Annotated in this window: 23 protein-coding genes and 1 pseudogene; 17 read left to right on the top strand and 7 right to left on the bottom strand. The window is 63.7% G+C overall.

Features of this window, described 5'->3' with window-relative positions; genetic code table 11:
- Window positions 1-95: 95 nt before the first annotated feature.
- Window positions 96-1724 carry a methyl-accepting chemotaxis protein gene (locus tag FYK34_RS08375; protein ID WP_149295943.1) on the bottom strand — a complete coding sequence of 543 codons (1629 nt, stop codon included), beginning with the start codon at window positions 1722-1724 and terminating at the stop codon, window positions 96-98.
- 283 nt (window positions 1725-2007) lie between these two features.
- Here FYK34_RS08375 and FYK34_RS08370 point away from each other — a divergent pair, with 283 nt between their 5' ends.
- On the top strand, window positions 2008-3246 hold the full coding sequence (locus tag FYK34_RS08370; RefSeq protein WP_149295942.1) for a TIGR03862 family flavoprotein: 1239 nt from the start codon (window positions 2008-2010) through the stop codon (window positions 3244-3246).
- Window positions 3247-3342: 96 nt separating this feature from the next.
- Complete coding sequence (locus FYK34_RS08365) at window positions 3343-3696, top strand: YkgJ family cysteine cluster protein (protein WP_149295941.1); 354 nt, start codon at window positions 3343-3345, stop codon at window positions 3694-3696.
- A gap of 19 nt (window positions 3697-3715) precedes the next feature.
- Here FYK34_RS08365 and FYK34_RS08360 read toward each other — a convergent pair whose 3' ends face one another.
- The gene (locus FYK34_RS08360; protein WP_174774510.1) at window positions 3716-4987 is read right to left on the bottom strand and encodes a DEAD/DEAH box helicase; all 1272 of its coding nucleotides are present in this window, start codon (window positions 4985-4987) and stop codon (window positions 3716-3718) included.
- Between the two features lie 179 nt (window positions 4988-5166).
- Here FYK34_RS08360 and hflX point away from each other — a divergent pair, with 179 nt between their 5' ends.
- On the top strand, window positions 5167-6555 hold the full coding sequence (hflX, locus tag FYK34_RS08355) for a GTPase HflX (RefSeq protein ID WP_149295940.1): 1389 nt from the start codon (window positions 5167-5169) through the stop codon (window positions 6553-6555).
- 177 nt (window positions 6556-6732) lie between these two features.
- The gene (locus tag FYK34_RS08350) at window positions 6733-8859 is read left to right on the top strand and encodes a putative bifunctional diguanylate cyclase/phosphodiesterase (RefSeq protein WP_149295939.1); all 2127 of its coding nucleotides are present in this window, start codon (window positions 6733-6735) and stop codon (window positions 8857-8859) included.
- A 73-nt stretch (window positions 8860-8932) separates the two neighbouring features.
- Here the strand turns inward: FYK34_RS08350 and FYK34_RS08345 are convergent, their stop codons facing one another.
- Window positions 8933-9904: an AraC family transcriptional regulator gene (locus FYK34_RS08345; protein WP_149295938.1), complete on the bottom strand. Its 972-nt coding sequence runs from the start codon at window positions 9902-9904 to the stop codon at window positions 8933-8935.
- 185 nt (window positions 9905-10089) lie between these two features.
- On the opposite strand from FYK34_RS08345, the gene FYK34_RS08340 reads away from it, so the two are divergent.
- The 7 genes from FYK34_RS08340 to istB all read left to right on the top strand — a co-directional run bounded on the left by FYK34_RS08340 (window position 10090) and on the right by istB (window position 16202).
- Window positions 10090-11238 (top strand): iron-containing alcohol dehydrogenase, encoded by a 1149-nt coding sequence (locus FYK34_RS08340; RefSeq protein ID WP_174774509.1) that lies wholly within the window; start codon window positions 10090-10092, stop codon window positions 11236-11238.
- A gap of 184 nt (window positions 11239-11422) precedes the next feature.
- A complete protein-coding gene (locus FYK34_RS08335) occupies window positions 11423-11758 on the top strand; it encodes a cupin domain-containing protein (RefSeq protein WP_196782657.1) in 336 nt (111 codons plus the stop codon).
- A gap of 134 nt (window positions 11759-11892) precedes the next feature.
- Window positions 11893-12108, top strand: coding sequence for a sigma factor-like helix-turn-helix DNA-binding protein (locus tag FYK34_RS08330; RefSeq protein ID WP_149295937.1), 216 nt, complete (start codon window positions 11893-11895; stop codon window positions 12106-12108).
- Between the two features lie 319 nt (window positions 12109-12427).
- Entirely contained in the window at window positions 12428-13288 is an 861-nt protein-coding gene (locus FYK34_RS08325) for a methionyl-tRNA formyltransferase (RefSeq protein ID WP_149295936.1), read from the top strand.
- A 225-nt stretch (window positions 13289-13513) separates the two neighbouring features.
- Window positions 13514-13867, top strand: coding sequence for a hypothetical protein (locus FYK34_RS08320; protein ID WP_149295935.1), 354 nt, complete (start codon window positions 13514-13516; stop codon window positions 13865-13867).
- Window positions 13868-13987: 120 nt separating this feature from the next.
- Entirely contained in the window at window positions 13988-15478 is a 1491-nt protein-coding gene (gene istA / locus FYK34_RS08315) for an IS21 family transposase (RefSeq protein WP_149295553.1), read from the top strand.
- A complete protein-coding gene (gene istB / locus FYK34_RS08310; protein WP_149295554.1) occupies window positions 15471-16202 on the top strand; it encodes an IS21-like element helper ATPase IstB in 732 nt (243 codons plus the stop codon). The genes istA and istB overlap by 8 nt, the downstream gene beginning before the upstream one ends.
- 130 nt (window positions 16203-16332) lie before the next feature.
- Here istB and FYK34_RS08305 read toward each other — a convergent pair whose 3' ends face one another.
- On the bottom strand, window positions 16333-17736 hold the full coding sequence (locus tag FYK34_RS08305) for a PhoH family protein (protein ID WP_149295934.1): 1404 nt from the start codon (window positions 17734-17736) through the stop codon (window positions 16333-16335).
- A gap of 58 nt (window positions 17737-17794) precedes the next feature.
- Window positions 17795-18247 (bottom strand): peroxiredoxin, encoded by a 453-nt coding sequence (locus tag FYK34_RS08300; RefSeq protein WP_149295933.1) that lies wholly within the window; start codon window positions 18245-18247, stop codon window positions 17795-17797.
- A 214-nt stretch (window positions 18248-18461) separates the two neighbouring features.
- Here FYK34_RS08300 and FYK34_RS08295 point away from each other — a divergent pair.
- A pseudogene (locus tag FYK34_RS08295) lies at window positions 18462-18566 on the top strand (IS5/IS1182 family transposase); the annotation flags it as partial.
- Between the two features lie 149 nt (window positions 18567-18715).
- Here the strand turns inward: FYK34_RS08295 and FYK34_RS08290 are convergent.
- Together FYK34_RS08290 and FYK34_RS08285 are read right to left on the bottom strand one after the other, a co-directional pair.
- On the bottom strand, window positions 18716-19084 hold the full coding sequence (locus FYK34_RS08290) for a hypothetical protein (protein WP_149295932.1): 369 nt from the start codon (window positions 19082-19084) through the stop codon (window positions 18716-18718).
- A 502-nt stretch (window positions 19085-19586) separates the two neighbouring features.
- Window positions 19587-20363, bottom strand: a complete 777-nt coding sequence (locus FYK34_RS08285; RefSeq protein WP_149295931.1) for a helix-turn-helix transcriptional regulator — start codon at window positions 20361-20363, stop codon at window positions 19587-19589.
- 101 nt (window positions 20364-20464) lie between these two features.
- On the opposite strand from FYK34_RS08285, the gene leuC reads away from it, so the two are divergent.
- The 5 genes from leuC (at window position 20465) to leuB (ending at window position 24267) form a co-directional block, all read left to right on the top strand.
- Window positions 20465-21880: a 3-isopropylmalate dehydratase large subunit gene (leuC, locus tag FYK34_RS08280; RefSeq protein ID WP_149295930.1), complete on the top strand. Its 1416-nt coding sequence runs from the start codon at window positions 20465-20467 to the stop codon at window positions 21878-21880.
- 115 nt (window positions 21881-21995) lie between these two features.
- On the top strand, window positions 21996-22181 hold the full coding sequence (locus FYK34_RS08275; RefSeq protein ID WP_149295929.1) for an entericidin EcnAB: 186 nt from the start codon (window positions 21996-21998) through the stop codon (window positions 22179-22181).
- 30 nt (window positions 22182-22211) lie between these two features.
- Window positions 22212-22850: a 3-isopropylmalate dehydratase small subunit gene (gene leuD, locus FYK34_RS08270; RefSeq protein WP_149295928.1), complete on the top strand. Its 639-nt coding sequence runs from the start codon at window positions 22212-22214 to the stop codon at window positions 22848-22850.
- Between the two features lie 60 nt (window positions 22851-22910).
- Window positions 22911-23192 carry a hypothetical protein gene (locus FYK34_RS08265; protein WP_149295927.1) on the top strand — a complete coding sequence of 94 codons (282 nt, stop codon included), beginning with the start codon at window positions 22911-22913 and terminating at the stop codon, window positions 23190-23192.
- A 10-nt stretch (window positions 23193-23202) separates the two neighbouring features.
- Window positions 23203-24267, top strand: coding sequence for a 3-isopropylmalate dehydrogenase (leuB, locus tag FYK34_RS08260; protein WP_149295926.1), 1065 nt, complete (start codon window positions 23203-23205; stop codon window positions 24265-24267).
- Window positions 24268-24368 lie beyond the last annotated feature (101 nt).

Below are 24368 nucleotides of genomic sequence, written 5' to 3'. Positions count from 1 at the left end.
TCGCCTGCGGGCCAATTTCCGCCCGCCTTGCGCCCTTCAATTGGCGCCGTCTGTGCTGGCGGGCCCTGGCCTGGGCGCGCGCAGCAAATCCAAGCTCAAACCTTGAAGCGCGACACCGAGTCGGTCAGCCGGCGCGCCAGCGTTTCCAGCGCCTCCGCCGCGCCCACGGTTTGCTGGATGCCGGCGTCGTTGGTGCGGGCCATGTCGGCGATCGCGTCTATGTTTTCGTTCACCGCCTGGCTGGTGAGGCGTTGTTGCTCGGTCACCTGCACGATCTGCTGCAGGCCGTCGCGCACTTCCGCCACCGATTGATTGGCGGCGGCCAGCACCCCCGCCACGCTGTCGGTGGACTGGCGGCTGGCGTGCAGCGACTCCAGGCCGGCGCTGACAGCCTGGCGCACGGCATCGGTCTTGTCGTTGAGCGAGCCCGTGACCGCGTCGATCTGGCTGGCGGAACGGGCGGATTTTTCCGCCAGCTTGCGCACCTCGTCCGCCACCACGGCGAAGCCGCGGCCCATCTCGCCGGCGCGCGCGGCTTCTATCGCCGCGTTCAAGGCCAGCAGATTGGTCTGCTCTGCGATCTCGCGCACTTCCTTGGTCATGCTGGTGATCACGGCGGTGGAGTTGACCAGGTCGCTTTCGGCCTGCGCCATCAGCTGCACCGCGCTTTCCACTTGTCCCACCTCCTGCTGCAGCTGCTGCAGGCTGCGCCGCCCTTGCTCGGAGCGTTGCAAACTCTCTTCCGCGCCGTTGCTGACGTGCTCGGCCTTGCCGGCGATTTCGCCGATATGGCTGGCCAGCTGTTCCACCGCTTCGGCGGCGGCCATGGACTGGCTGTTTTGGCGGTGAGAGCTGGCGGCCAGCTGGCCGGCGCCGCCGCTCAGCCGGCGCGAAGCTTGGGCCACCGCGTCGGCGCTTTCGCTCACCTGGCGCACCAGGCTGGCTACCGTGCCCAACATGCGGTTGAACAGGCTGGCGGTGACGCCGATCTCGTCATTGCTCTTGACCGGCAGCCGGCGCGTTAGGTCGCCTTCGCCCTGGGCCAGCTCGGCCAGGCCTTTCGCCATTTCCTGCAAGGGATCGGTGACGAAGCGGCGGATGAACAGATACACCACGCCCAACAGCGGCAGCGAGGCCAGCAAGGCGAACAAGATGCTTTGCGCACGGAAGCTGTCCACGGCGGCGTAGGGCTTTTCCAGCGAAATGCGCATGCTGACGGCGCCCAGCGGCGTCTTGTCCGCCACTTGGTGGCAGGTCATGCAGTTCTTGCCCAGGTAGTTGGACGAAGCCAGGGCCGGGTAAACCACGCGCAGCTGTTCGCCGCGGCCGGGCGCGGACTCTATCTCGATGCGCGGCTTGCCGTCCTGCAGCGCCTCGCGCTCCAGCTCGTCGCCGGCGCGGGCCTTGTCGCCGGCGTTGCCGGGGCCGAACTGCTTGCTCACCGCGTCGCCGCGAATCACGCGCAGGTCGCGCACGGCGGACAGCTCTCGGATCTGGTCCAGAAACACGTCGCGCTGGCCCACGGTGCCGGTGATCATCATGCCGGTGAGGCCGGCCAGCGTCATCTCATTCATGCTGTGCGCCAGGTCCTTGGCCTGTTCGACCGCGATGTCGCGGCTGGCCCGCGTTTCCCAGGCGATCAGCCCTCCCCATGCCAACACCAGGCAGCCCCAGATGGCGCCGGTCAGTCGCAGCCAGATCGGCCAGTCGGAAAATTTTCTCATCGCCTGCCGGGGCGGCGCGGCCCCGTCTCCTGTGTGTGTTTGATATTCTGGTCGTCGCCTCGCGGAGCAACTGATTTGACTTATAGCATGTTCATGCCGTAGGAATTCTAATGGGACCGAGTGGAAGAAAGTCTGGCGAAGATCAAGGAATAGGCGGAAAAATCTTGCCGCAATGGCGGTTTTGGTATTGCGGCTTGGGCTGTGTGCCTTTTTCTGCAACAATCGCGCCCTTGCCGCCGCGGCGGCTATGGTGAAATCAGCTTGTTAGGACGAGGTATTGGGCATGAAAGAAGAGGCGGGGCGCAAGGTCGCCATCATTGGCGGCGGGCCGGCGGGTCTGATGGCGGCGGAAGCGCTGGCGCAGCGCGGCATAGCGGCGGACGTGTATGACGCCATGCCTTCGGTGGGACGCAAGTTTCTGCTGGCCGGCATCGGCGGCCTCAATTTGACCCATTCCGAATCTTATCCGGCCTTTGTCAGCCGCTATGGCGAGCGCGCGGCGCAAATCGACCTGCTATTGCGCGGTTTCGATGCCGGCGCCTTGCGCGCCTGGGCTCACGGACTGGGCGTGGAGACCTTCGTCGGCAGCTCTGGCCGGGTGTTTCCGCGGGAGATGAAAGCGGCGCCGCTGCTGCGCGCCTGGCTCAGCCGCCTGCGCGAGGCCGGCGTGCGCATTCATGTCCGCCATCGCTGGCAAGGCTGGAACGAGGACGGCAGCCTGCGTTTCGACACGGCGGACGGCGAGCTGGCGGTGCGCGCGGACGCCACCTTGTTGGCGCTGGGCGGCGGCAGCTGGAAAAAGCTCGGCTCGGACGGCCGTTGGCTGCCGTGGTTGGCGGAGAGGGGCGTCGCCACCGCGCCGCTGTTGCCGTCCAATTGCGGCTTCGACGCCGGCTGGAGCGCGTTCTTCGCCGACAAGTTTGCCGGCGAGCCGCTGAAATCCGTCGGCCTGTCCTTCCAGGGCGGCGACGGCCGCGCGTTTCAGCGCGTGGGGGAGTGCGTGATCACTCAAAGCGGCATCGAGGGCAGCTTGATCTACGCCTGCTCGGCCTTGCTGCGCGACGAGATCCTCCGCGCCGGCTCCGCCACCTGTTACCTGGACCTGATTCCGGCCTGGGACGAAGCCAGGGTGCTGGCCGAGGTCACGCACCCGCGCGGTTCCCGCTCGCTGTCCAGCCATCTGCAAAGCCGGCTGAACCTCAAGGGCGCCCGCGCCGGCATCCTGCGCGAGTGTCTGGACAAAGACCGTTTCCAGAACCCGGCGGCGCTGGCCGCGGCCATCAAGCGGCTGCCCTTGACGCTGACGGCGACGCGGCCCATGGACGAGGCCATCAGCACGGCGGGCGGCGTATGCTTTTCCGCGCTGGATTCGCGGCAGATGCTGAGCGCGCTGCCCGGCGTGTTTTGCGCCGGCGAGATGCTGGACTGGGAGGCGCCCACCGGCGGTTATTTGTTGACGGCCTGCTTCGCCAGCGGCCGCGCGGCAGGGATCGGGCTGGCCGAGTGGTTGGCGGCCGAATAGTTTGACTTGAGAACGGCAAGCAGGCCTGACAGAATACCCGGATTGCATGTATTCGCCATTTCTGGCGCGATCCCCAAACTGTTTTTCTTGCTTGCCATGAGTGAAAAAAGCAATCCCTGCCAATCCTGCGGCGCTTGCTGCGCCAGCTTCCGCGTTTCCTTTTACTGGGCCGAGGCCGATGACGGCGGCGGCACGGTGCCTCATCACCTGACCGAAAAAGTCAACGACTGGACGCGCTGCATGCGCGGCACCTGGTCATCTGCGCCACGCTGCGTCGCCTTGCAGGGTGAAGTGGGGCGCAGCGTCGGGTGCGCCATCTACCCCTTGCGCGCGGATGCCTGCCGGGCGGTGGAGGCCGGCTCGCCGCAGTGCGGGAAGGCGCGCGCGAAGCATGGCCTCCCCCTTGTGCCGCTGGATCTGGCCGACGCAGCGCCGCTGCTGGCGGGATGACGCCCGTCGCAGGCTGCGGCTAGTCTGGGCGCGCGCCGCCGTCGGCCGCCAGCCTTGCGGCTTCGCGCAGCTTGTCTTTCTTGCTCTTGCGTTTGCCCTTGATGCCGCCGTTGCCGTCTGGGTCGGTCGCGGAGGGCGGCGGCGCGGCCGCCGCGCTTGGCTCGAAGCTGGCGATGCGCTCGCGCGGCAGGCTCAGGCCTTGGCGCTTTTCGATCAGCCGGAAGTGGGCGGCGCTGTCGGCGCAGACGAAGCTGATGGCTTCGCCGCGGGCGCCGGCGCGCCCGGTGCGGCCGATGCGGTGGGTGTAGTCGGCGGTCGAACGCGGCAGGTCGTAGTTCACCACCAGCGGCAGCCGGGCGATGTCGATGCCGCGCGCCGCCACGTCGGTCGCCACCAGCACCCGCAAGCGGCCGGACTTGAGATCGGCCAGCGCCTGGCCGCGCTGGCTCTGGCTGCAGTCGCCGTGCAGCGCGGCGGCGGGCATGCCCTTGCGCTGCAGCTTGTCCGCCACCCGGTCGGCGGCATGGCGGCTGGCGACGAAAACCAGCGCTCGCTCCCAGCCATGTGTCTGCAGCAGATGGTGCAGCAGCATGGTGCGCCGATCGGCGTCCACCTCGATGGCGCGCTGGCGGATGTCCGGCGCGCTGGCGGCGCCTGGCTCGATCTCAATCCGCAGCGCTTGCTGCTGCAGCTTTGCCGCCAGCGCGCGGACCGCCGGCGGGAAGGTGGCCGAGAACAGCAGGTTCTGCCGCGACGGCGGCAGGCGGTCCAGCACCGCGTTCAGCTCGTCGGCGAAGCCTGGATCCAACAGGCGGTCCGCCTCGTCCAGCACCAGGGTGCGGATGGCGGAGAGCCGCAGCGCGTTGCGCTCCAGCAGGTCCAGCAAGCGGCCGGGCGTCGCCACCAAGATGTCGGCCCCGCCTCGCAGCGCCATCATTTGCGGATTGATGGACACGCCGCCGTAGACTACGGCCGTTTTCAGCTTGCGCGGCAGTCCCAGGGACAGCTCGCGCAGGATGTCGCCCACCTGAACCGCCAGTTCGCGCGTAGGCAGCAGGACCAGGGCCTGCGGCTGGCGCAGGATGGCGCGCGGGCTGTCCAACCACTGCCGCAGCAGCGGCAGGCAGAAGGCCGCGGTCTTGCCGGAGCCGGTTTGCGCGGTGGCTAACACGTCTCTGCCTTGCAGAATGGCGGGGATGGCGGCTTGCTGGATGGCGGTGGGCTGCAGATAGCCTTGCGCCAGGGCGGACTGGGCCAGGTCGGGCGGCAGGCCCAGGGAGGCAAATGGCATGAATGGTGACAATCAATTAAAGAGTGGGGGGCTTGGGGCGGCCCGAGGCGGCAGGAGTATCGGCCGCGGCGGGCGCCAGGTCAAGGAGAAGGACGGGGGCGGGATGGCGACTTGTCAGCGGACGCCGCCGTTTGCGGGTACTATCTGCGCTCTATCATCCCGAATGAAGCCATCCCTAGATGCAAACAGAAGTCAAAGAGAAGCCCCGCTACGCCATTGTGGCCTCGGTGCAGTTGCCGGACGTCAGCGATGTCGAATTCGAGGCCTCTCTCGCCGAGCTGAGCGAGCTGGCCAAGACCCTGGGTTTCCGCGTGGTGCAAACCTTTGTGCAAAAGCGCAGCAGCTTCGACCGCACCGCCTATCTGGGCGTCGGCAAGCTCGAAGAAGTCAGCCAGTTCGTCAAGCGCGGCATCCGCGCCGATGAGCTGGAAGACGAGCCGCAAGCGTGGGACGCCAGCGCCGTCGAGATCGACGCGGTGCTGGTCGATCACGAGATTTCGCCATCGCAGGCGCGCAATCTGGAACTGGCCGTCGGCTGCGAAGTGATGGATCGCACCATGGTCATCCTGGAGATTTTCCATCGCAACGCGCGCTCGCGCGCGGCGCGCGCCCAGGTGGAAATCGCCCGCCTCGGCTATATGGCGCCGCGCCTGCGCGAGGCGGCCAAGCTGGCCGGTCCGCAAGGCCGGCAGCGCAGCGGCATGGGCGGCCGCGGCGCCGGCGAATCGCATACCGAGCTGGATCGCCGCAAGGTGCGCGACCGCATCGCCGAACTGCAGCGCGAAATCACCGCCATGGAGTTGGAGCGCAAGACCCAGCGCGCGCGCCGGCTGGAGCGGCAGGGCCTGGGCTTGGGCGGGGTGTCGCTGGTGGGCTACACCAACGCCGGCAAATCCACGCTGATGCGGGCGCTGACCGGCAGCGAGGTGCTGGTGGCCAATAAGCTGTTCGCCACGCTGGATACCACGGTGCGCGTGCTGTACCCGGAAAGCGTGCCGCGCGTGCTGGTCAGCGATACCGTGGGCTTCATCAAGAACCTGCCGCACGGTCTGGTGGCCTCCTTCAAGTCCACGTTGGAGGAGGCGCTGGACGCCTCGCTGCTGCTGCACGTGATCGACGCCAGCGACCCCGGCTTCCAGCGCCAGCTGGAAGTGACCGACGAGGTTTTGCAGGAAATCGGCGCCGACGAGGTGCCGCGCATCCGCGTGTTCAACAAGCTGGACCATGTCGGCGACGAAGCGGCGCAGAACGAGTGGGCTGCCGAGCTGCGGCAGCGTTATCCGGGCTGCGCGGTGATCAGCGCGCTGCGTCCGGATGATGTGGCCGGCCTGCACTCGACCATTGTTTCCTTCTTTCAGCAGGATTTGGTGGAAGACGAACTGCTGCTGCCGTGGTCGGCTCAGCAATTGCGCGGCGAAATCTACAGCCATTGCCAGGTGCTGGAGGAGCATGCCGAGGAGGAAGGCAGCCGCTTCCGCGTTCGCGCCGAGCCGGCCAAGCTGCGCAGCCTGCGCGAGCAGCTCTATCCCGGCTCCCAGGGTCGGGAAAAGGAAGACTGGGAAGTCTGAACCGGGCGGCGGGCCCGCCGACTTGCCGCCCAAAGGCTGTTGATGTCCGCGGACCGCCCGGCAAACGTCCGCAACGCATGGGCCCGTCCTGGTGATGCCATGAGCAAGCGGCAAGGGAGTGCCCCTGCCGGCCTCGTTTTCACCTAGACTTACAGTCATTCGCACCGCGAGATTGCCATGGCCAGGATCGCCGCGCTGTCTGCCCGTTCTTTTCGACTGGTACCCTATTTTTTCATGCTGTCGCTGCTGCTCATGAGCTGCGCGACCGCATTGATGGCTGGGTATCTGCGGCATTACTCATCCGAGCAGCTGCTAAAGCTGGAGATGAGCCGCGCGGCATCCTTGGTGCAGATTTTCAAGAATTCGCTGTGGGGGGACTTTCGTCCCCTGATCCCGCTCTCGAAGCAACCGGCCCGACTCAAACAGCTTGCCAGCAGAGCGGAGCTGCGGGAGGCTGTTGTCCGCCTGATGCAGGGCAGCGATGTGATCCGGGTAAAGATGTATGCGCCGGACGGCATCACTATTTTCTCCACCGACGCGCGACAGATCGGAGAGGACGAAAACGATGATGGCGGGTTCCGGCTTGCGATCAACGGCAGCCCAGCCAGCGAGCTGGTGCACAAGCACAGCATAGATGCCTTCGAACACACCCTGACCGAGCGCGACATCATCTCCGCCTATGTGCCGGTGCATGGGCAAGCCGGCAATATTGAAGGCGTGCTGGAACTATATCTGGACGCCACGCCTTTCGTGGACGATGCCAATCATCAACTGTGGTGGTTGACGCTTGCCATCGTCGGTCTGATGGGCACGCTGTTTATCGCCCAAATGCTGGTCGTCCGTCATGCTGGGCGGATCATCTCGCAGCAAGCTGCCTCATTGGCGGAGGCCAACCGCGAACTTGACCGCCGAGTCGCGGAAAGAACCCGCGAGCTAGAGGCCAGCAACCGCCTGCTTCACAGCGAAATCATCGAGCGCAGGCGCGCGGAAGCCACGCTGGACAAACTGGCGCATCATGACACGTTGACAGGCTTGCCCAACCGATTGCAATTTCAGCAACAGCTTGCCAGAACGCTGGCGGATGAAGGCATTGCGCTACGTGGGCCGGCCATTCTTTATATCGATCTGGATCGTTTTAAAGACGTCAACGATACCCAGGGGCATTACGTAGGCGATCAACTCTTAATCGCCGTTGCAAATCGCCTGTCCGATCATGTCGCCCCGCGTGACTTGCTGGCACGGCTAGGCGGAGATGAGTTTGTTTGCATCCTGGGAACGCTGGCCCATCCGGATATGGCGGATGCGGCGGCGGGCAAGCTGCTGGCCTTGTTCCAACGGCCATTTGCTGTCGGCGGTCAGGATATCTATCTCTCCGCCAGCATAGGCATAGGGTTTGTCGGGCAAGATGGCTCGGATGTAGACACCCTGCTACGCAATGCGGACCTGGCCATGTACCAAGCCAAAGCCGCGGGTCGCAATCGTTACCAGCGCTATACGCCCCAGCTGTCGGCCGCGATAGAGGAAAGGGTCCGGGTTGAGCATCATCTGAGGCAATCCATCGCCGATGGCGCGATAGAGGTCTACTATCAGCCCAAGATTTTGTGCGCAGGCGGGTCTCTCTACGGGGCAGAGGCTTTGGCGCGCTGGCATAGCGCAGAACTGGGCGACGTCAGCCCCGCCCGCTTTATTCCTATTGCGGAAGAGTCGGGGCAAATCCAAGCGCTAGGCGATCTGGTTCTGGAAAAGTGTTGCCGGCAGCTTGCCCAATGGCATCAGGCGGGTCTTGTCATGCCATCTGTTTCCGTCAATCTGTCAGTCAGGCAGCTTGAACAGGCTGACTTCCCGCAACATGTCCACGCCTTATTGCAAAAACATGGGCTGCGGCCGGAGTGGCTGGAGCTAGAAATCACGGAAAGCGTCATCATGGCCAGTGATGATGCCATTTCCACTTTGACAGAGCTGCACCAGCTGGGTGTTCGATTGTCCATCGATGACTTCGGTACCGGCTACTCCTCCCTATCCTACCTGGGGCAATTGCCGGTCCAAACCCTGAAAATCGATCGCTCCTTTGTCATGGGAATAGGCCAGGGCCAGGATGCCGAGGCCTTGGTGCGTGGCATCCAGTCGCTAGCGGATAACTTGAATCTGGAATCGGTAGCCGAAGGCGTGGAGACCGCGGCTCAGTCCGACTTTCTGATCGCGATCGGCTGCACGGCCATACAAGGATTCCTCTACGATAAACCGCAACCTGCCGCAATCTTTGAATCCCGCTGGCTTCAAGCCGCCACCCTTCACCGTCTTTGATCGCCATTGCAGGCAGGCGATTCTTGAGCGGCGCCGGGTCCTCGTGCTCTCGGACGGCTGGCGAAGGCGGCGCTCAAGCGGAAGGAATGCCTTGTTCATGGCGGCCGGTGGCCGCATGGCTGCGCAATGTCTCAATATCGCGTTTGGGCGGGGCGCCGAAGAGCCGGGCGTACTCGCGGCTGAATTGCGACGGGCTTTCATAGCCCACCTCGAAGGCGGCGCTCGCGGCGTCCCGGTGCGCGTTCAACATCAGCCGGCGCGCCTCATTCAGCCTCAGCCATTTCTGGTACTGCAGCGGGCTCATGGCGGTGAGTTGGCGGAAGTGCTGGTGCAGGCTGGACGTGCTCATCTGCACATGCGCGGCCAGGTCTTCAATGCGCAGCGTCCGGGTGTAGTTCAGCTTCAGCCAGTCAATCGCCCTGGCGATGCGGTGGCCCTGGCTCCCCACCGCCGCGATCTGCCACAGCCGCGGCGCCTGCTCGCCGCGGAGCAGGCGGTAGTGGATCTCGCGCTCGATCAAGGGCGCCAGCACGGGTATGGCGGCAGGGTCATCCAGCAGGTCCAGCAGCCGCTTGAACGACTCCAGCAGCGGCGGGGTGACCGCGCCCAGACCCACGCCGCCCGCCTTGTCTTGGGAGCGCTCCGCCGGCAGCGGCAAGCCGCCCTGGGCGATCAGCTCCGCCATCACCCTCAGGTCCAGCTTCAAGGCCAGCCCCAGGCAGGGCTGGTCCGCGCTCGCCCGCATCACTTGCGAGTTCGCCGGCAGGTCGAGCGATGTGATGAGAAAGCGATGGATGTCGTAGGGGTAGGCCTCGCCGCCCACTAGCATTTGCTTTTCCCCCTGCACCACAAGAATGATGCTGGGTTCGACCAGGCAGATGCAGGGCGGCATGGGGCGCTCGCGCCGGAAGAAGGTGAGATTGGCGATGGGGCTGCGCCAGTCCGTCAGGCCGGCCGTCCTGCTGCCAATGCTGTGAATCATGGATTCCCGCAAGCGGGCGAGCGGATCCGGGGCGAGGGCGTCGGATGATCGTGGGTCGGGCATGGCAGGGTCTCCAGGCGGGGTTTGGGCTGAAGCATATCTCGTCCCGGCGCGGTCGCCCAGGCCGAAATTTGCATCCATGGAGAATCAGGCAAGAAGCGCGCAGGATTTATATACCGATGACGGGCGTGGATGAAGAAAAATACGCTGCATCAAGTCACTGCACGCATCACATCGAAAGGCGAGCCATGGAAAACTTCAGCTTCTTCAACCCCACCCGCATTGAATTCGGCACCGACAAGGAGCGCCTCATCGGCAAAGGCCTGGCCGAACACGGCGTCAAGAAAGCGCTGCTTTGCTACGGCAGCGAGCGGATCAAGCGCGAAGGTCTGTTTGATGTCGTCGGCCGGAGCCTGGCCGAACATGACATTCAGCTCGTCGAATTCGGCGGGATCGTCAGCAATCCAGTGATCTCCCGTGTGCGTGAAGGCATTGCGCTGGCGCGGGCTGAGGGGGTGGATGCCATACTCAGCGTAGGCGGCGGCTCCGTGCTCGACAGCGCCAAGGCGATTGCGGCCGGCGTCCGCCATGCCGGGGATGTCTGGGATCTTTTTGTCGGCAAGGCCGGCATCGAGTCGGCCCTGCCGCTGTTCGCCATCCAGACCCTGGCGGCCACGGGCAGCGAGATGAACCCCTCCGCGGTGGTGACCAATGACGAGACGCAGGAGAAGTTCTTCATCGCGTCGCCGCTGCTGTTTCCCAAGCTGTCCATTGTCAACCCGGCGCTGATGCGCGGCGTATCGCGCGACTACCTCGTCTATTCGGCTTCCGATGTCATCGCTCACCTGATCGAAACCTATTTCACGGCCACGGTGCAGCCCAAGCTGCAATCGCGCCTGGTGGAATCGCTGATCATCACGGTCATCGAGACGACCGAGGCCCTGCTGGCCAACCCGGCGGACTATGCCGCGCGCGCGCAGTTTGCCTGGGCCGCCACGTTGGCGCTCAATGGACTGTGCTATTCCGGCACGGCGGGCTTCAGCTATCCCAACCATGCCATTGAACACTCGCTGTCGGCGCTGTTCAACGTGCCGCATGGCGCCGGCTTGTCGGTGGTGGTGCCAGCCTGGATGAAGTGGTATCGGGCGCGGAATCCGAGCCAGTTCGATCGCTTCGCCGTCGAAGTGTTCGGCGTGGACGGCGGCGAGCAGGGCATCGCGGCCTTGCAGGCCTGGTACGACAAGATCGGCACGCCGACGCGGCTGTCGCAGTTGGGCATTCCGGCCGATGACCTGTCTGCCATCGTCGACAACGTGCAGCGCAATGTCCGCCTGTTCGGCATCGCCGAAACCTATACCCCGGAAGCGGTCGCCGAGATATTGCGGCTTGCGCGCTAAGCCCGCGCCCATCGCGGGCCCGCCGCCTGGGCGGCGTTCCGGATGGGCGAGGCAGCCCAAGGGGCATCTCTATGGAAGGAAAATCATGAAATACAGCGATAAAGCGGCGTTCGATAGGGCCAATATGTTTGGCACGGGGGTGCCGAACCAAGCGTATGCGCAATACTTCATCGGGAATTCATTCTTGAACTTTCTGCTTAAGCCGGGCGAGGCGCCGTTATTCCTGGCCAACGTCACCTTCGAACCCGGTTGCCGCAATCATTGGCATATCCACCATGCCAAAAGCGGCGGCGGGCAGATGTTGATCTGCACCGCCGGCGAGGGCTGGTTCCAGCAGGAAGGCGAGCCGGCCGTCAGCCTGCAAGAGGGTTCCTTCGTCTATATCCCGGCAGGGAAAAAGCATTGGCACGGCGCCAAGGCCGACAGCTGGTTCAGCCATCTGGCGATTGAAATTCCCGGAGTGGGAAGCCGCAACGAATGGCTGGAGCCGGTCAGCGACGAGGCGTACCGCCAGCTTTGAATCGGCCGGATAGGCGGCCCGCCAGGACCGCCGCCACCCCTGCATTTTTTTTGCAAGCATCTATGATGAAGTGTCGTGAGCGAAGCAGCCCAGGGGCTGGGGTCGATGTCGCGGAGGATCGGGGGAGGAACATCATGAAATTGGATGATTTCAATGTGGTGGCGGACTTGATCGGCATGAAAAAGCGTTCGCGCGAGGCGGTGTGGCTGATGGAGGTGGAGGGCATGACCGGCTATTACGCCGCTCAGCAAATGGACATCAGCGAATCCACCGTGTCCCGCGCCCACGCGCGTTTCCGCCGCGCCATCACGCAGCTGAATACTTTGTCGGGGCATTTGCCCCTGCGCTGAATACTGTTCATTGCTGTCCATTGGCCCGAGGCGTTGCCCACGCTTCGGGCTTTTTGTTTTCGCCGAGCGCGCGGCGTGTCTGCATCGGCATCTGCGGATCACGCCATTCCACATGATGCGTTGGCTCAGCCCGCATGCGGCCGCCGCTGGTGCTGATGGGCTACTTGGCCGCCTTCGCTGTCTGGCCGGCCGAGGCCAGATGGGGCCGTCACGGCGGGCGGTTTCTGTTAATTTGCGTGTCATCCGCGGCGGCAAGCGCGAACCCGGTGATATAACCACGCTGTGAGGGGGCGAGTCCCCGGCCGATGAAGTGGATGCCATGCGTTTTGCCATTACCCTGTCTGACCGGTGCAAACCGGTGCTGGATGTGTTCGTGAAGGCCGGCTGGGAGCCGCTGAAGGTGTTTTGCACGCCGGTGGATCACCGCATGCATCATCACAAGGCCTCGGTGGCGTTTGCCGAGCAACACAAGCTGCCGCTGCAGTTGTCGCCCATGCGCGAGCGCGATCTGGCCGAACTGGCCGACATGGGATGCGAGGCCCTGCTGCTGGGCAGCTATAACTGGCGCGTGCCGGACTGGCGCCCATATCTGAAATACGCGGTGAATTTCCATCCTTCTCCCTTGCCCTTGGCGCGCGGGCCATACCCCCAGGTGCGCGCCTTGCTGGAGGGGCGCAAGGAATGGGGGGTGACCTGCCATAAGGTGGGGCCGGAATTCGATACCGGCGATATTCTGGATCAGGAGAAGTTTCCCTTGGGCGAGATGGACAGCCATCAGGTACTGGACATCAAGCTGCAACTGGCTTTGCACCGTCTTTGCCATCGCGTGGCGGGACAGTTCGAGCGCCTGTGGGCGGAGGCCCGTCCGCAAGGCGAGGGCGGCAGCTACTGGCCGCTGTGGAGCGATCAGGATCGCATGCTGGACTTTCGCCGCAGCACGTCCGATTTGTTGCGCCAGATTCGGGCTTTCGGCGATTTCGAATGCGTGGCCACCCTCAATCAGGTCACCTTGTTTGTGCATCGAGCGGAGGGGTGGACGGAGGCGCACGCGTTTCAACCGGGTAGCTTGATCTACTCTCAGGCCGAGCAATTGCTGGTGGCGACGGCGGACGGCATGCTGCTGATCAGCGAGTGGAGCGTGCACACGCCCGGTGCGGTCACCGGGCGAGGGCGTGGCTAATTTAATGCCTTTGGAATATTTGTTGCGCGCTTGCTGCGCGCTTGTCCTGTGCATGGCGCGCGATTTGACCCCCGGCTCGACTTGTTGAAAAATGCCTTCCGCGTCAAGTGCTTGACGCAATGAGGAGAGTCGGCTTGCTGCCGGTTCGGCATCGCCGTGCGGACATGTTCCGGCGGCGATTGTTGTTTGGAGAAGGTGCCGCGTAGCGGCGTTGGTGTCGGGAATATGTACGGGAAGTGGTTGGGATGGGTGTGCGCGCTGGGCTTGAGCGCCGGCGTGTGCCAGGCGAGTGTGCCGCAATGGTATGCGGAAAGCTCAGCGGTGGTGGCGCGCCAGGCTTGCCAGGCGGCGGCATGCGAGCCCGCTCCGGTTGCCTTGCGCCATTCCGAGGCTTCCGGGGCTGGCGGCGACAATATCTCGCAGCTGGCGCTGGCGGACGAGGTGATGTCGCGCAGCGAGAATATGCGCGACGCCAAGCGGTGGTTCGCGTTGGATCTGCTGTTGCTGGGCGCAGGGGTGCTGTGTTTGATCGCGTATTGCCGCCGCTTGCTGGGGCCGGATGAAGACGAAATGTGCTGAGGCTGTTAAACAGCGTGCAAAAGTGACCAGGTTCCCGGGGTAAACAGCGTCCAATTTTGACCACCCCGGGCATGTGCCACACTTCGTCTTTTTGGCGAGGGCAAACCTGGAGTGATTTGCATGGAAACCATCGGCAAGATCCGACGCCGTCACCTGGTGGGCAACGAGAGCATCAGCGCTGTTGCCCGCTCCCTCAACCTCTCCCGCAACACCGTCAAGAAATACCTCAAGGCCACCACCGCCCCGCAATATCAGCGCCAGCCGCGCCATCCCAGGCTCGGCGCCTTCATGGACACGCTGAACGCCTGGCTCAAGCGCGATAGCCAGCTCCCCAAGGCCCAACGCCGTACCGCCCGCCGCCTGTTCGAATGCCTGCAGGCCGAGGGGTACAGGGGCGCCTACGACAGCATCCAGCGCCACGTCAAAGCCTGGAAGGCCGCTCAGCCCGGCACGCTCACCCCAAAGCAGGCTTTCGTCCCGCTGCTCTTCGCGCCCGGCGAAGTTTGCCAATTCGATTGGAGCTACGAGCAGGTGGTGCTCGGCGGTATCGCCCAGACCATCAAGCTGGCGCACTTCCGCCTGGCTTATAGCCGCCAGCCTTTCGTCATCGCCTATCCGCGCGAAACCCAGGAAATGGTGCTGGACGCTCACGTCCAGGCTTTCGCCTTCTTTGGCGGCGCGCCGCGCAAGGTGATCTACGACAACCTCAAGGCAGTGGTGGACGCCATCTTTACCGGCAAGTCCCGCCGTTTCAACAGCCGCCACCTGGCTTTGGCCAATCACTACCTGTTCGAGCCGGTGGCCTGCACGCCGGCATCGGGCTGGGAGAAAGGGCAAGTGGAGAATCAGGTCGGCAATATCCGGGAATGGCTGTTCACGCCCACCCCGCGCTTTGCCGACTTCGCGGCGCTCAATGCCCATCTGGCGCAACGCTGCCGCGAACTGGGGCAACGCCAACACCCGCACCAGCCGGTGACGGTGGCCGCAGCCTGGGCAGACGAGCGGCAGCAGCTGACGCCGATCGCCATGCCGTTCGACAGCTATGTGGAGCAGGCGCTGCGCGTCTCCAGCACCTGCCTGGTGACGATAGAGCGCAATCGTTACAGCGTGCCGGCGCAATGGGCGGGCAAGGTGGTGTCGGTGCGCGTCAGCGCTGGCCAGATCCGCGCCGTCGCCGACGGCGCCGAGATCGCCTGCCACGACCGTCGCTTCGGGCGGGATCAGTGGATCTGCGAACCCTGGCACTACGTGCCGATCCTGCAAACCAAACCCGGCGCCTTGCGGCATGGCCGGCCCTTTGTCGAATGGGTGCTGCCGGCGGCGATTGAAACCGTGCGCCAGGCGCTGATGAAAGAAGCCAAAGGCGATCGGGCCTTCGCCGATCTGCTGCTGGCCGCGCGAGAAACCGGCCTGGAAGCGCTGGAAGTGGCCTGCCAGCTGGCGCTGGAGCACAAGGCTATCAGCGCGCCCATCATTCTGAATGAGCTGCGCCGGCTGACCGAACCCGCCCGTCCGGCAGCGTTGAGCGTGATGGAGAACTTGCAGCTGAAAGAAGCGCCGGCGGCGAACTGCGCGCGTTACGACCAGTTGCTGGAGGGCTGCCATGACTGATCCCCTGAGCAAACTGAAAGCGCTGAAGCTGTACGGGATGGCCAGCGCCTGGGGAGAACTGATGGCCGAACCCCGCCGCCAACCTTTGACCGGCGAAGCGATGCTGCTGCGACTGTTGGAGGCGGAACAGGCCGACCGCCAAGCGCGCAGCCTGAGCTACCAGATGAAAGCCGCGCGCTTCCCGCACCACCGAGATCTGACAGGCTTTGACTGGGCGGAAAGTCCGCTGCAGTCAGACAGATTGACCGCGCTGGCCGGCGGCGACTACCTGGCGGAAGCGCGCAACCTGATTCTGGTGGGCGGCACCGGGACGGGCAAAACCCACCTGGCGACAGCGCTGGGGGTGGCGGCGATCCATCAGAGCAAGCGGGTGCGGTTCTATAACGCGGTGGACCTAGTCAATCTGCTGGAGCATGAAAAGCGCGCCGGCAAAGCCGGGCACCTGTCGCGTCAACTGATGCTGATGGACGCGGTGATCCTGGACGAGCTGGGCTACCTGCCGTTTCCGGAATCAGGCGGCGCGCTGCTGTTTCACCTGATCAGCCAGTTGTACGAGAAGACCAGCCTGATCGTGACGACGAACCTGAGCTTCGGGGAATGGGTGAGCGTGTTCGGCGACGCGAAGATGACGACGGCGCTGCTGGACCGGGTGACGCACCACTGCGACATTCTGGAGACGGGGAACGATTCCTACCGGTTCAAGAAGCGCCGGAAAGCGGTCTGATGCCTGGTCAAAATTCAACGCTGACAGGTGGTCAAAATTCGACGCTGATTGACACTGAGGCTGTGCCGAGAATGTCGAAACGGCGCCATCGCATGCGATGGCGCCGTTTTCATTGGCAAGCGCGCTTGTTCTACAGCACTTCGCCGGCGTAGTCCGCCAGGCGGGAGCGCTCGCCGCGTTGCAGGGTGATGTGGGCGGAGTGGTCCCAGCCCTTGAAACGGTCTACCACATAGGTCAGGCCGGAGCTGCCTTCGGTCAGGTAGGGCGTGTCGATCTGGCTGACGTTGCCCAGGCATACCACCTTGGTGCCGGGGCCGGCGCGGGTGATCAGCGTCTTCATCTGCTTGGGCGTCAGGTTTTGCGCCTCGTCTATGATCAGGTATTTGTTGAGGAAGGTGCGGCCGCGCATGAAGTTGAGGCTCTTCACCTTGATGCGGCTGCGTATCAGGTCGCGCGTGGCGGCGCGGCCCCAGTCGCCGCCGTCGTCGTCGCTCTTGTTCAGCACATCCAGGTTGTCTTCCAAGGCGCCCATCCACGGCGCCATTTTTTCTTCCTCAGTGCCGGGCAGGAAGCCAATGTCCTCGCCCACCGGCACGGTGACGCGGGTCATGATGATTTCGCTGTAGATTTTCTGTTCCAGCGTCATCGCCAGGCCCGCCGCCAGCGTGAGCAGCGTCTTGCCGGTGCCGGCCTGGCCCAGCAGCGAGACGAAGTCCACGTTGGGGTCCATCAGCATGTTCAACGCGAAGTTCTGCTCGCGGTTGCGCGCGGTGATGCCCCAGACATTGTTCTTGCTGTGGCTGTAGTCCTTCAGCGTTTCCAATACCGCGCTCTTGCCTTCCAGCTTGATCACGCGGGCCTGGAACGGTTTGTCGCCTTCCTGCCATAGCAGCTGGTTGACATAGAGGCTGGCCGTGTCGGGGCCGGTCAGCTGATAGTAGCTGCGGCCATGATCCTGCCAGGATTGGATGTCCTTGCCGTTGCGCTCCCAGAACGCCTGGTCGATTTCGCGGGTGCCGGTATAGAGCAGGTCGGTGTCTTCCAGCACCTTGTCGTTGAAGTAGTCTTCCGCCTCCAGGCCCAGCGCGCGCGCCTTGATGCGCATATTGATGTCTTTGGACACCAGGATGACGGCGCGTTCCTGATGCAGATTCTTCAGCGCCATCACGATGCCGAGAATCTGATTGTCGGCCTTGCCCACCGGCAGCGAGGACGGCAGCGTGCCGTTGATGGCCTGGGTCTGCAGGATCAGTCGGCCGCTGGCGGCGTCGCGGCTGGCGTTTTTCAGCGGAATGCCATCGGCGATGTTCAGCTCGTTGCCGCTGATGATGTCGTCGAGGAAGCGGCTGGCCTGGCGCGCGTTGCGCGCCACTTCGGACATGCCCTTCTTGTGGGTATCCAGTTCTTCCAGCGTGATGATGGGGATGAACACATCGTGTTCTTCGAAGCGGTACAGACAGGTGGGGTCGTGCAGAAGAACGTTGGTATCCAGAACAAACAGCTTGCACGTGTTGGTCTTTTTGCGGCCGGCCATGATGTGGTCCCCTTGTTCATGTCGTTGCCCGGCCGGCTGGCCGGGCGGGTACAACCGTTTACAGCGTTTTCACGTACGCCAATACCTCCTCCGCGTGGCCCGGCACTTTGACGCCGCGCCATTCTCTGGCGATTTCGCCGCTCTTGCCGATGACGAAGGTGCTGCGTTCGATGCCGCGCACCTGTTTGCCGTACATATTCTTCATCTTGATGACGCCGAACAGATTGCAGGCGGTTTCTTCGCTGTCGGACAGCAGCTCGAACGGCAGCTCCAGCTTGGCCTTGAAGTTGTGGTGGGATTTCAGGCTGTCGCGGGAAATGCCGACGATCTCGGCGCCCAGCACGGCGAACTCCGCGTGCAGGTCGCGGAAGGCCATGCTTTCATTGGTGCAGCCGGGGGTGTTGTCCTTGGGGTAAAAGTAGATCACCAGCGGCTTGCGGCTGGCGGAGAGCGTGAAGTCGGTGCCCGATGTGGATGGTAAAGTGAAGTTAAAACAAGGGCTTGCATTCATTTGTAGTTCTCTTGTCGTTTAGAGGCTGGAGTGTGGTAAATCTGCTAACCCACACTCTAACCCACATACGCACGGAGCTTTAGTTTTCGGCCTCTACACCGTACCTAGAGGCAAGAGCTTCAGCGTGCCTAGCCCGCCGCGTCTCTTGTTAAAGGTAGTCTATCGGCGTGTAGGGCTCCTGACAATCAAGTAAATTGTGTTGATAGTTGTTGACGTCGCAAGGGACTTCGACCGTCAAGTTGCAGAGCTCCAAGTGCGAGCGGCGATCTTGAACCGCTTCACGCGGCTCGGGACGCCGATGACGGTGCGCATGCCATAAATCCGTCTGGGGAAAGGGGCTTTGCATGCCGAAGCCTATTTATGCAACAAAGCCGTGTCTGTCTCTTCGCGGTTTTTTGAGCAAGCTCTGGCTTGGGTGCTGCCCTTTGTGGCTTCGGAAGGTTTGGCGCTGCCTCCTGCCGCATGGGGTCATGCGGCCAATTTGAGTGCCTTGCGTATGCCCTCGCTGAGATTGCCGTGGCCCAGTTTGCGGGCAATCTCGATGCTTGCCGTGTCCAGATAGACGTTCTTGCGTGAACCGCCCTGCAGTTTGGGCGGCGCGCCTGCGCCGTTGGGTATGCCCAACGCTGCTTTGACGCGGCGCTGGTCCAAGGGACGGACTTCGTTGCGATAAGCCATGCCGTAAACCCCGCTGGCGGTATGCCTGACCAACGCGCCCGTGCGGTTGCCCTGGTGGATCACGCCTACCATTTGATATCCCGGCAGATCGCTCAGCTGGTACAGCCGGGGTTTGCCTGGTTGCTCAATGTGAATGCGTGAACGGCTGTCGGTAGGCATGGCGTGTTCCTTGTGTGGTGGCGGCAAGGGCGATGGAGAGCTTGTTGCTGCAAGCCTTTGCCTCTTCAATTTTGTACACAAGAAATAAAGTTGCAAGCGATATTATGTGTGTATGAAATTAGCTGTTGCATGCATTATTTTCATCATGCGAGCTGGCTGCCTTGTTTCTTCTGCATGGATTTGTCCGTCGCTTGCCGGTCATGGGGCGGGCATCTCTTGCGCTATGCATGACGCCATCGTCGGCCATGTGTCCGGCTCTCCGTTGTTCCGCGCGGGCAGAGAATGAATATTCCGCGCGCGAAACGCTTCGATTCGTCGCAAGACGCATATGGGCGGGATCGCTCTGCAGCCATCAACCGCTCCTGGCGCTAGGGCCCGCCTATTGACCGTTTCCGGCCGTGGGCGGGCGCAGCGCCTGGTGGCGGGCTTCAGGATGATTTGGATGGCTCATCTCCGGGCATCATGCTGTGACTGGGCCGGCACGCGCCAGAGGCAGTCATTTTCATAACAGCAGGACTAGCTTGAACTCGGGCGCATTGGCCGGTCGCAGCGTGATCTGCCGTTTGTTGATCTGGCCGAGGGCCGGGTGATGGAAGGCGCGCTCGCCGCCTTCTCGCTCCAGCACATCCTGCTGTCGCCACAATTGGTCGAATTCCGCGCTGTTGAGGCGCAGCCGCTGCAGCATGTCCGCCGTTTCGGCATCATCCAGCTGCTGGCCCAGGTCGGCGCGCAATTCAGCGACGATGCGCCGCGCGCGCTCCGGCCAGTTGTCGATGAAGCTGCGCGCGGCCGGCATCAGGAAAATGAAGTCGAGCTGGCTGCGGCTGGCGTCCGGCTTGCCCAGCCAATCGCAGAACAATTCCGCCGCGGCGTCGTTCCAGGCCGCCGCCCGCCAATGGCGGTCCAGCACATAGGCTGGAATGGCGATGTGCGGCAGCATTTCCGCCAGAATCTCGCGCGCTTGAGGATTGTCCTCGGCGCGCTTGTCTTTGGGGTTCTTCAGGCCGGCCAGATCAAACAGATAATCGGTTTCCGCGCCGGACAGCTGCAGCGCGGCGGCAAGGCGGGCCAGGGTGTGCGCCGACACCGATTCGGTGCGCCCTTGCTCCAGCCAAGTGAGCCAGGTGGGACTGATGCCGGCCAGTTGCGCCACTTCTTCGCGGCGCAAGCCCTTGGCGCGGCGCCGCGCGCCTGCGGGCAGGCCGGCTTGCTGCGGCGTCAGCCGTTCGCGGTGGGCGCGCAGAAAAGCGCCAAGCGGGCTGGCGGCGGTCGATTCCATACTCTTATCCTATTGGTTTTTATACCAGTATAACGTCTTATCTTGTAACAGGATTAAAGCTGGTCAAAGATGTGTGCAACGACGACCCGAGGACACGCAATATGACCGCGCAAACCTTGTACGACAAACTGTGGAACAGCCATGTGGTGCGCCAAGAGGCAGACGGCACCGCGCTGTTGTATATCGACCGCCATCTGGTGCATGAAGTGACCAGCCCCCAGGCCTTCGAGGGCTTGAAGCTGGCCGGCCGCAAGCTGTGGAGGGTGGATTCCGTCGTCTCCACCGCGGACCACAACACGCCCACCGACCATTGGGATCAAGGCATTCAGGACCCGATCTCGCGCCAGCAGGTGGAAACGCTGGACGCCAACATCAAGGCCTTCGGCGCGCTGGCCTACTTCCCGTTCAAGGACAAGGGCCAGGGCATCGTCCACGTGATGGGGCCGGAGCAGGGCGCCACCTTGCCGGGCATGACCGTGGTGTGCGGCGACAGCCACACCTCCACCCACGGCGCGTTCGGCGCGCTGGCGCATGGCATCGGCACCTCCGAAGTCGAACACGTGATGGCCACGCAATGCCTGGTGGCCAAGAAGTCCAAGAACATGCTGGTGCGGGTGGATGGACAGCTGGGCGCGGGCGTTACGGCCAAGGACGTGGCGCTGGCCATCATCGGCAAGATCGGCACCGCCGGCGGCACCGGCTACGCGATAGAGTTTGGCGGCGAGGCGATCCGCAGCCTGAGCATGGAAGGCCGTATGACGCTGTGCAATATGGCGATAGAAGGCGGCGCGCGTTCCGGCCTGGTGGCGGTGGACGACAAAACCATAGCCTACGTCAAGGGCCGGCCGTACGCGCCCAAGGCCGAGCAGTGGGACGCGGCCGTGGCGTATTGGCGCACCCTGCATTCCGACGACGGCGCGCATTTCGACGAAACGATCATCTTGCAGGCCGCGGATATCCAGCCGCAGGTCACCTGGGGCACTTCGCCGGAAATGGTAGTGGACGTGGGCGGCAAGGTGCCGAATCCGGCCAATGAGAACGATCCGGTGAAGAAAGCCGGCATCGAGCGCGCGCTGGCCTATATGGGCTTGGAGGCCGATACGCCGATAGAGCAGATTCCGGTGGACGTGGTGTTCATCGGCTCCTGTACCAATAGCCGCATCGAAGACCTGCGCGAAGCGGCGGCGGTGGCCAAGGGCCGCCAGAAGGCCGCCAGCGTGAAGCAGGTGTTGGTGGTGCCGGGTTCCGGCCTGGTCAAGGCGCAGGCCGAGGCCGAGGGACTAGACAAGATTTTCGTCGCCGCCGGTTTCGAATGGCGCGAGCCGGGCTGCTCGATGTGCCTGGCGATGAACGCCGACCGGCTGCTGCCGGGAGAGCGCTGCGCCTCCACCTCCAACCGCAACTTCGAAGGCCGCCAGGGCCAGGGCGGGCGCACCCATTTGGTGAGCCCGGCAATGGCGGCGGCGGCGGCGGTGGCTGGGCATTTCGTCGACGTGCGCGGCTTGGCCGCCAACTGAGTGCCGCTGGGGGGCGGATCCGGGCGCGGCGGGTCTGACGAAAACGCAGGGATTGCTTAGAATGTCCCTTTTGTCAGACCGGCGGCCCGGCTGCCACCCGAACGGAGCGCATCACATGAAAAAAGAGATGGTTTGTCTGAGCCTGGCCCTGCTGCTGGGCGGCTGCAACACCGTGCAAGGCATCAAGGCCGACGCCAAGGAAGGCGGGCAGGCGGTGGGCCACGGTTTGCAGAAGGCTGGACAGGCGATCGGCAACGCGGTGGAGAAGGGCGGAGAAGCGATCAAACGCACCGCCGAGTAACCCCGCGCCATCCTGAACAGGGAGCGCAGCATGAAAGCATTCACCACTTTGCAGGGCTTGGTCTGTCCGCTGGATCGGGCCAATGTCGACACCGACGCCATTATCCCGAAGCAGTTTCTGAAATCGATCAAGCGGTCCGGCTTCGGACCCAATCTGTTCGACGAATGGCGTTATCTGGATCACGGCGAGCCGGGCATGGACAATAGCCAGCGTCCGCTGAACCCGGACTTCGTGCTGAACCAGCCGCGCTATCAAGGCGCGCAAATCCTGCTGGCGCGCGAGAACTTCGGCTGCGGCTCCAGCCGCGAGCACGCGCCGTGGGCGCTGGACGATCAGGGCTTCCGCGTGGTGATCGCGCCCAGCTTCGCCGACATCTTCTTCAATAACTGCTACAAGAACGGCCTGCTGCCCATCGTGCTGGCGGCGGACATTGTCGACCAGCTGTTCCGCGAGTGCGAGGCCGCGCCGGGCTACCGCCTGAAAGTGGACCTGGCGGCGCAGACCGTGTCCACCCCGTCCGGCCAGACCTTTGGGTTCGACATCACCGAGCACCGCAAGCATTGCCTGCTGGGCGGCCTGGATGAAATCGGCCTGACCTTGCGGCACGCGGACGAGATCAAGGCTTTCGAAGCCAAGCGCCGCGCCGAACAGCCCTGGCTGTTCGCCTGATCTGCCGGACGACCAGCCTTCATGGGCGCGTTGAGCAAGCGATGCGGCGGACGCGGCCGGATGGCTTGGCTGCATCGCCACCCCTTGGCGGCCTTCTTGCTGCTGGGACTGAGCTTTTTGCTGTTCGGCGCGGGCACCGTCAACCTGGCCCTGCTGCTGCAACTCAACCTGAAACTGTGGTTGGAGGTGGGATGGCAGGCGGCGATGGATGGCGCGCTGCGCCAGCTGGGCGAGCTATTGCTGTCCGGCTATGCCGCAATGGCCGCCTACATCGTGTTCAAGTGCTGCGAAAAGGCGCTGGTGGAGTGGTTGACCCGGCGCGAAGAAGATAAACGGAAATAAGGAAGAAACCATGAAGATCGCCATTCTGCCCGGTGACGGCATCGGCCCGGAAATCATCGCCCAGGCCGAGCGCGTGCTGGACGTATTGCGCCAAGACGGCCTGAAAGTTGAGACCGAGCACGCCCCCTTGGGGGGCGCCGCTTACGATCAATACGGCGCGCCGTACCCGGAAGCCACGCAGAAACTGTGCCGCGAGGCCGACGCGGTGCTGCTGGGCGCGGTGGGCGGCCCTCAATACGACAAGCTGGATCGCCCGCTGCGGCCGGAGCGTGGCCTGTTGGCCATCCGCAAGGACCTGGGTCTGTTCGCCAATTTGCGGCCGGCCATTCTGTATCCGGAACTGGCCAACGCCTCCACCTTGAAGCCGGAGGTGGTGTCCGGGCTGGACATCATGATCGTGCGCGAACTGACCGGCGACATTTACTTTGGCCAGCCGCGCGGCATCGCCGTCAATGAGCTGGGCGAGCGCGAAGCCTACAACACCATGCGCTACAGCGAGAGCGAAGTGCGCCGCATCGCCCATGTCGCCTTCGGCATCGCCATGAAGCGGGGAAAGAAGCTGTGCTCGGTGGACAAGGCCAATGTGCTGGAAACCACTGAGTTCTGGAAGGAAATCATGATAGACGTGGCGCGAGAATATCCGCAGGTGGAGTTGTCGCACATGTATGTCGACAACGCGGCGATGCAGCTGGTGCGCAACCCCAAGCAGTTCGACGTGATGGTCACCGGCAATATCTTTGGCGACATTCTGTCCGATGAGGCCTCCATGCTGACCGGCTCCATCGGCATGCTGCCATCGGCGTCTTTGGACCAGAACAACAAGGGGTTGTACGAGCCTAGCCACGGCTCGGCGCCGGACATCGCCGGCCAGAACCTGGCCAACCCGCTGGCCACCATCCTGTCCGCCGCCATGATGCTGCGCTACAGCTTCGGCCAGGAAGCCGCCGCTCAGCGTGTGGAGGGTGCGGTGAAGAAGGTGCTGGCCCAGGGTTACCGTACCGGCGATATTTACGAAGCCGGCTGCGAAAAGGTCAGCTGCTCCGGCATGGGCGACGCGGTGGTGGCGGCGCTGTAAGCCCCGGTGTTTCCTAAACGGCCGGCGCGCGCCACGCCAGTGGAGCCGCCGGTTTTGCATTTGAGACGGGTTTTGCCGTGGGCGATGCGTTTTTTTAATCG

The organism is Chromobacterium paludis (genome assembly GCF_008275125.1).
GTDB classification, from domain to species: Bacteria; Pseudomonadota; Gammaproteobacteria; order Burkholderiales; family Chromobacteriaceae; genus Chromobacterium; species Chromobacterium paludis.
The sequence above is the reverse complement of the archived record's forward strand: the minus strand, read 5'-3'. Positions and strand labels throughout refer to the sequence as shown.

Coding starts and splice junctions, on each gene's coding strand:
- FYK34_RS08375 (WP_149295943.1), bottom strand. CDS start 1,724: ATGAGAAAATTTTCCGACTGGCCGATCTGGCTGCGACTGACCGGCGCC.
- FYK34_RS08370 (WP_149295942.1), top strand. CDS start 2,008: ATGAAAGAAGAGGCGGGGCGCAAGGTCGCCATCATTGGCGGCGGGCCG.
- FYK34_RS08365 (WP_149295941.1), top strand. CDS start 3,343: ATGAGTGAAAAAAGCAATCCCTGCCAATCCTGCGGCGCTTGCTGCGCC.
- FYK34_RS08360 (WP_174774510.1), bottom strand. CDS start 4,987: ATGCCATTTGCCTCCCTGGGCCTGCCGCCCGACCTGGCCCAGTCCGCC.
- hflX (WP_149295940.1), top strand. CDS start 5,167: ATGCAAACAGAAGTCAAAGAGAAGCCCCGCTACGCCATTGTGGCCTCG.
- FYK34_RS08350 (WP_149295939.1), top strand. CDS start 6,733: ATGGCCAGGATCGCCGCGCTGTCTGCCCGTTCTTTTCGACTGGTACCC.
- FYK34_RS08345 (WP_149295938.1), bottom strand. CDS start 9,904: ATGCCCGACCCACGATCATCCGACGCCCTCGCCCCGGATCCGCTCGCC.
- FYK34_RS08340 (WP_174774509.1), top strand. CDS start 10,090: ATGGAAAACTTCAGCTTCTTCAACCCCACCCGCATTGAATTCGGCACC.
- FYK34_RS08330 (WP_149295937.1), top strand. CDS start 11,893: ATGAAATTGGATGATTTCAATGTGGTGGCGGACTTGATCGGCATGAAA.
- FYK34_RS08325 (WP_149295936.1), top strand. CDS start 12,428: ATGCGTTTTGCCATTACCCTGTCTGACCGGTGCAAACCGGTGCTGGAT.
- FYK34_RS08320 (WP_149295935.1), top strand. CDS start 13,514: ATGTACGGGAAGTGGTTGGGATGGGTGTGCGCGCTGGGCTTGAGCGCC.
- istA (WP_149295553.1), top strand. CDS start 13,988: ATGGAAACCATCGGCAAGATCCGACGCCGTCACCTGGTGGGCAACGAG.
- istB (WP_149295554.1), top strand. CDS start 15,471: ATGACTGATCCCCTGAGCAAACTGAAAGCGCTGAAGCTGTACGGGATG.
- FYK34_RS08305 (WP_149295934.1), bottom strand. CDS start 17,736: ATGGCCGGCCGCAAAAAGACCAACACGTGCAAGCTGTTTGTTCTGGAT.
- FYK34_RS08300 (WP_149295933.1), bottom strand. CDS start 18,247: ATGAATGCAAGCCCTTGTTTTAACTTCACTTTACCATCCACATCGGGC.
- FYK34_RS08290 (WP_149295932.1), bottom strand. CDS start 19,084: ATGCCTACCGACAGCCGTTCACGCATTCACATTGAGCAACCAGGCAAA.
- FYK34_RS08285 (WP_149295931.1), bottom strand. CDS start 20,363: ATGGAATCGACCGCCGCCAGCCCGCTTGGCGCTTTTCTGCGCGCCCAC.
- leuC (WP_149295930.1), top strand. CDS start 20,465: ATGACCGCGCAAACCTTGTACGACAAACTGTGGAACAGCCATGTGGTG.
- FYK34_RS08275 (WP_149295929.1), top strand. CDS start 21,996: ATGAAAAAAGAGATGGTTTGTCTGAGCCTGGCCCTGCTGCTGGGCGGC.
- leuD (WP_149295928.1), top strand. CDS start 22,212: ATGAAAGCATTCACCACTTTGCAGGGCTTGGTCTGTCCGCTGGATCGG.
- FYK34_RS08265 (WP_149295927.1), top strand. CDS start 22,911: ATGGCTTGGCTGCATCGCCACCCCTTGGCGGCCTTCTTGCTGCTGGGA.
- leuB (WP_149295926.1), top strand. CDS start 23,203: ATGAAGATCGCCATTCTGCCCGGTGACGGCATCGGCCCGGAAATCATC.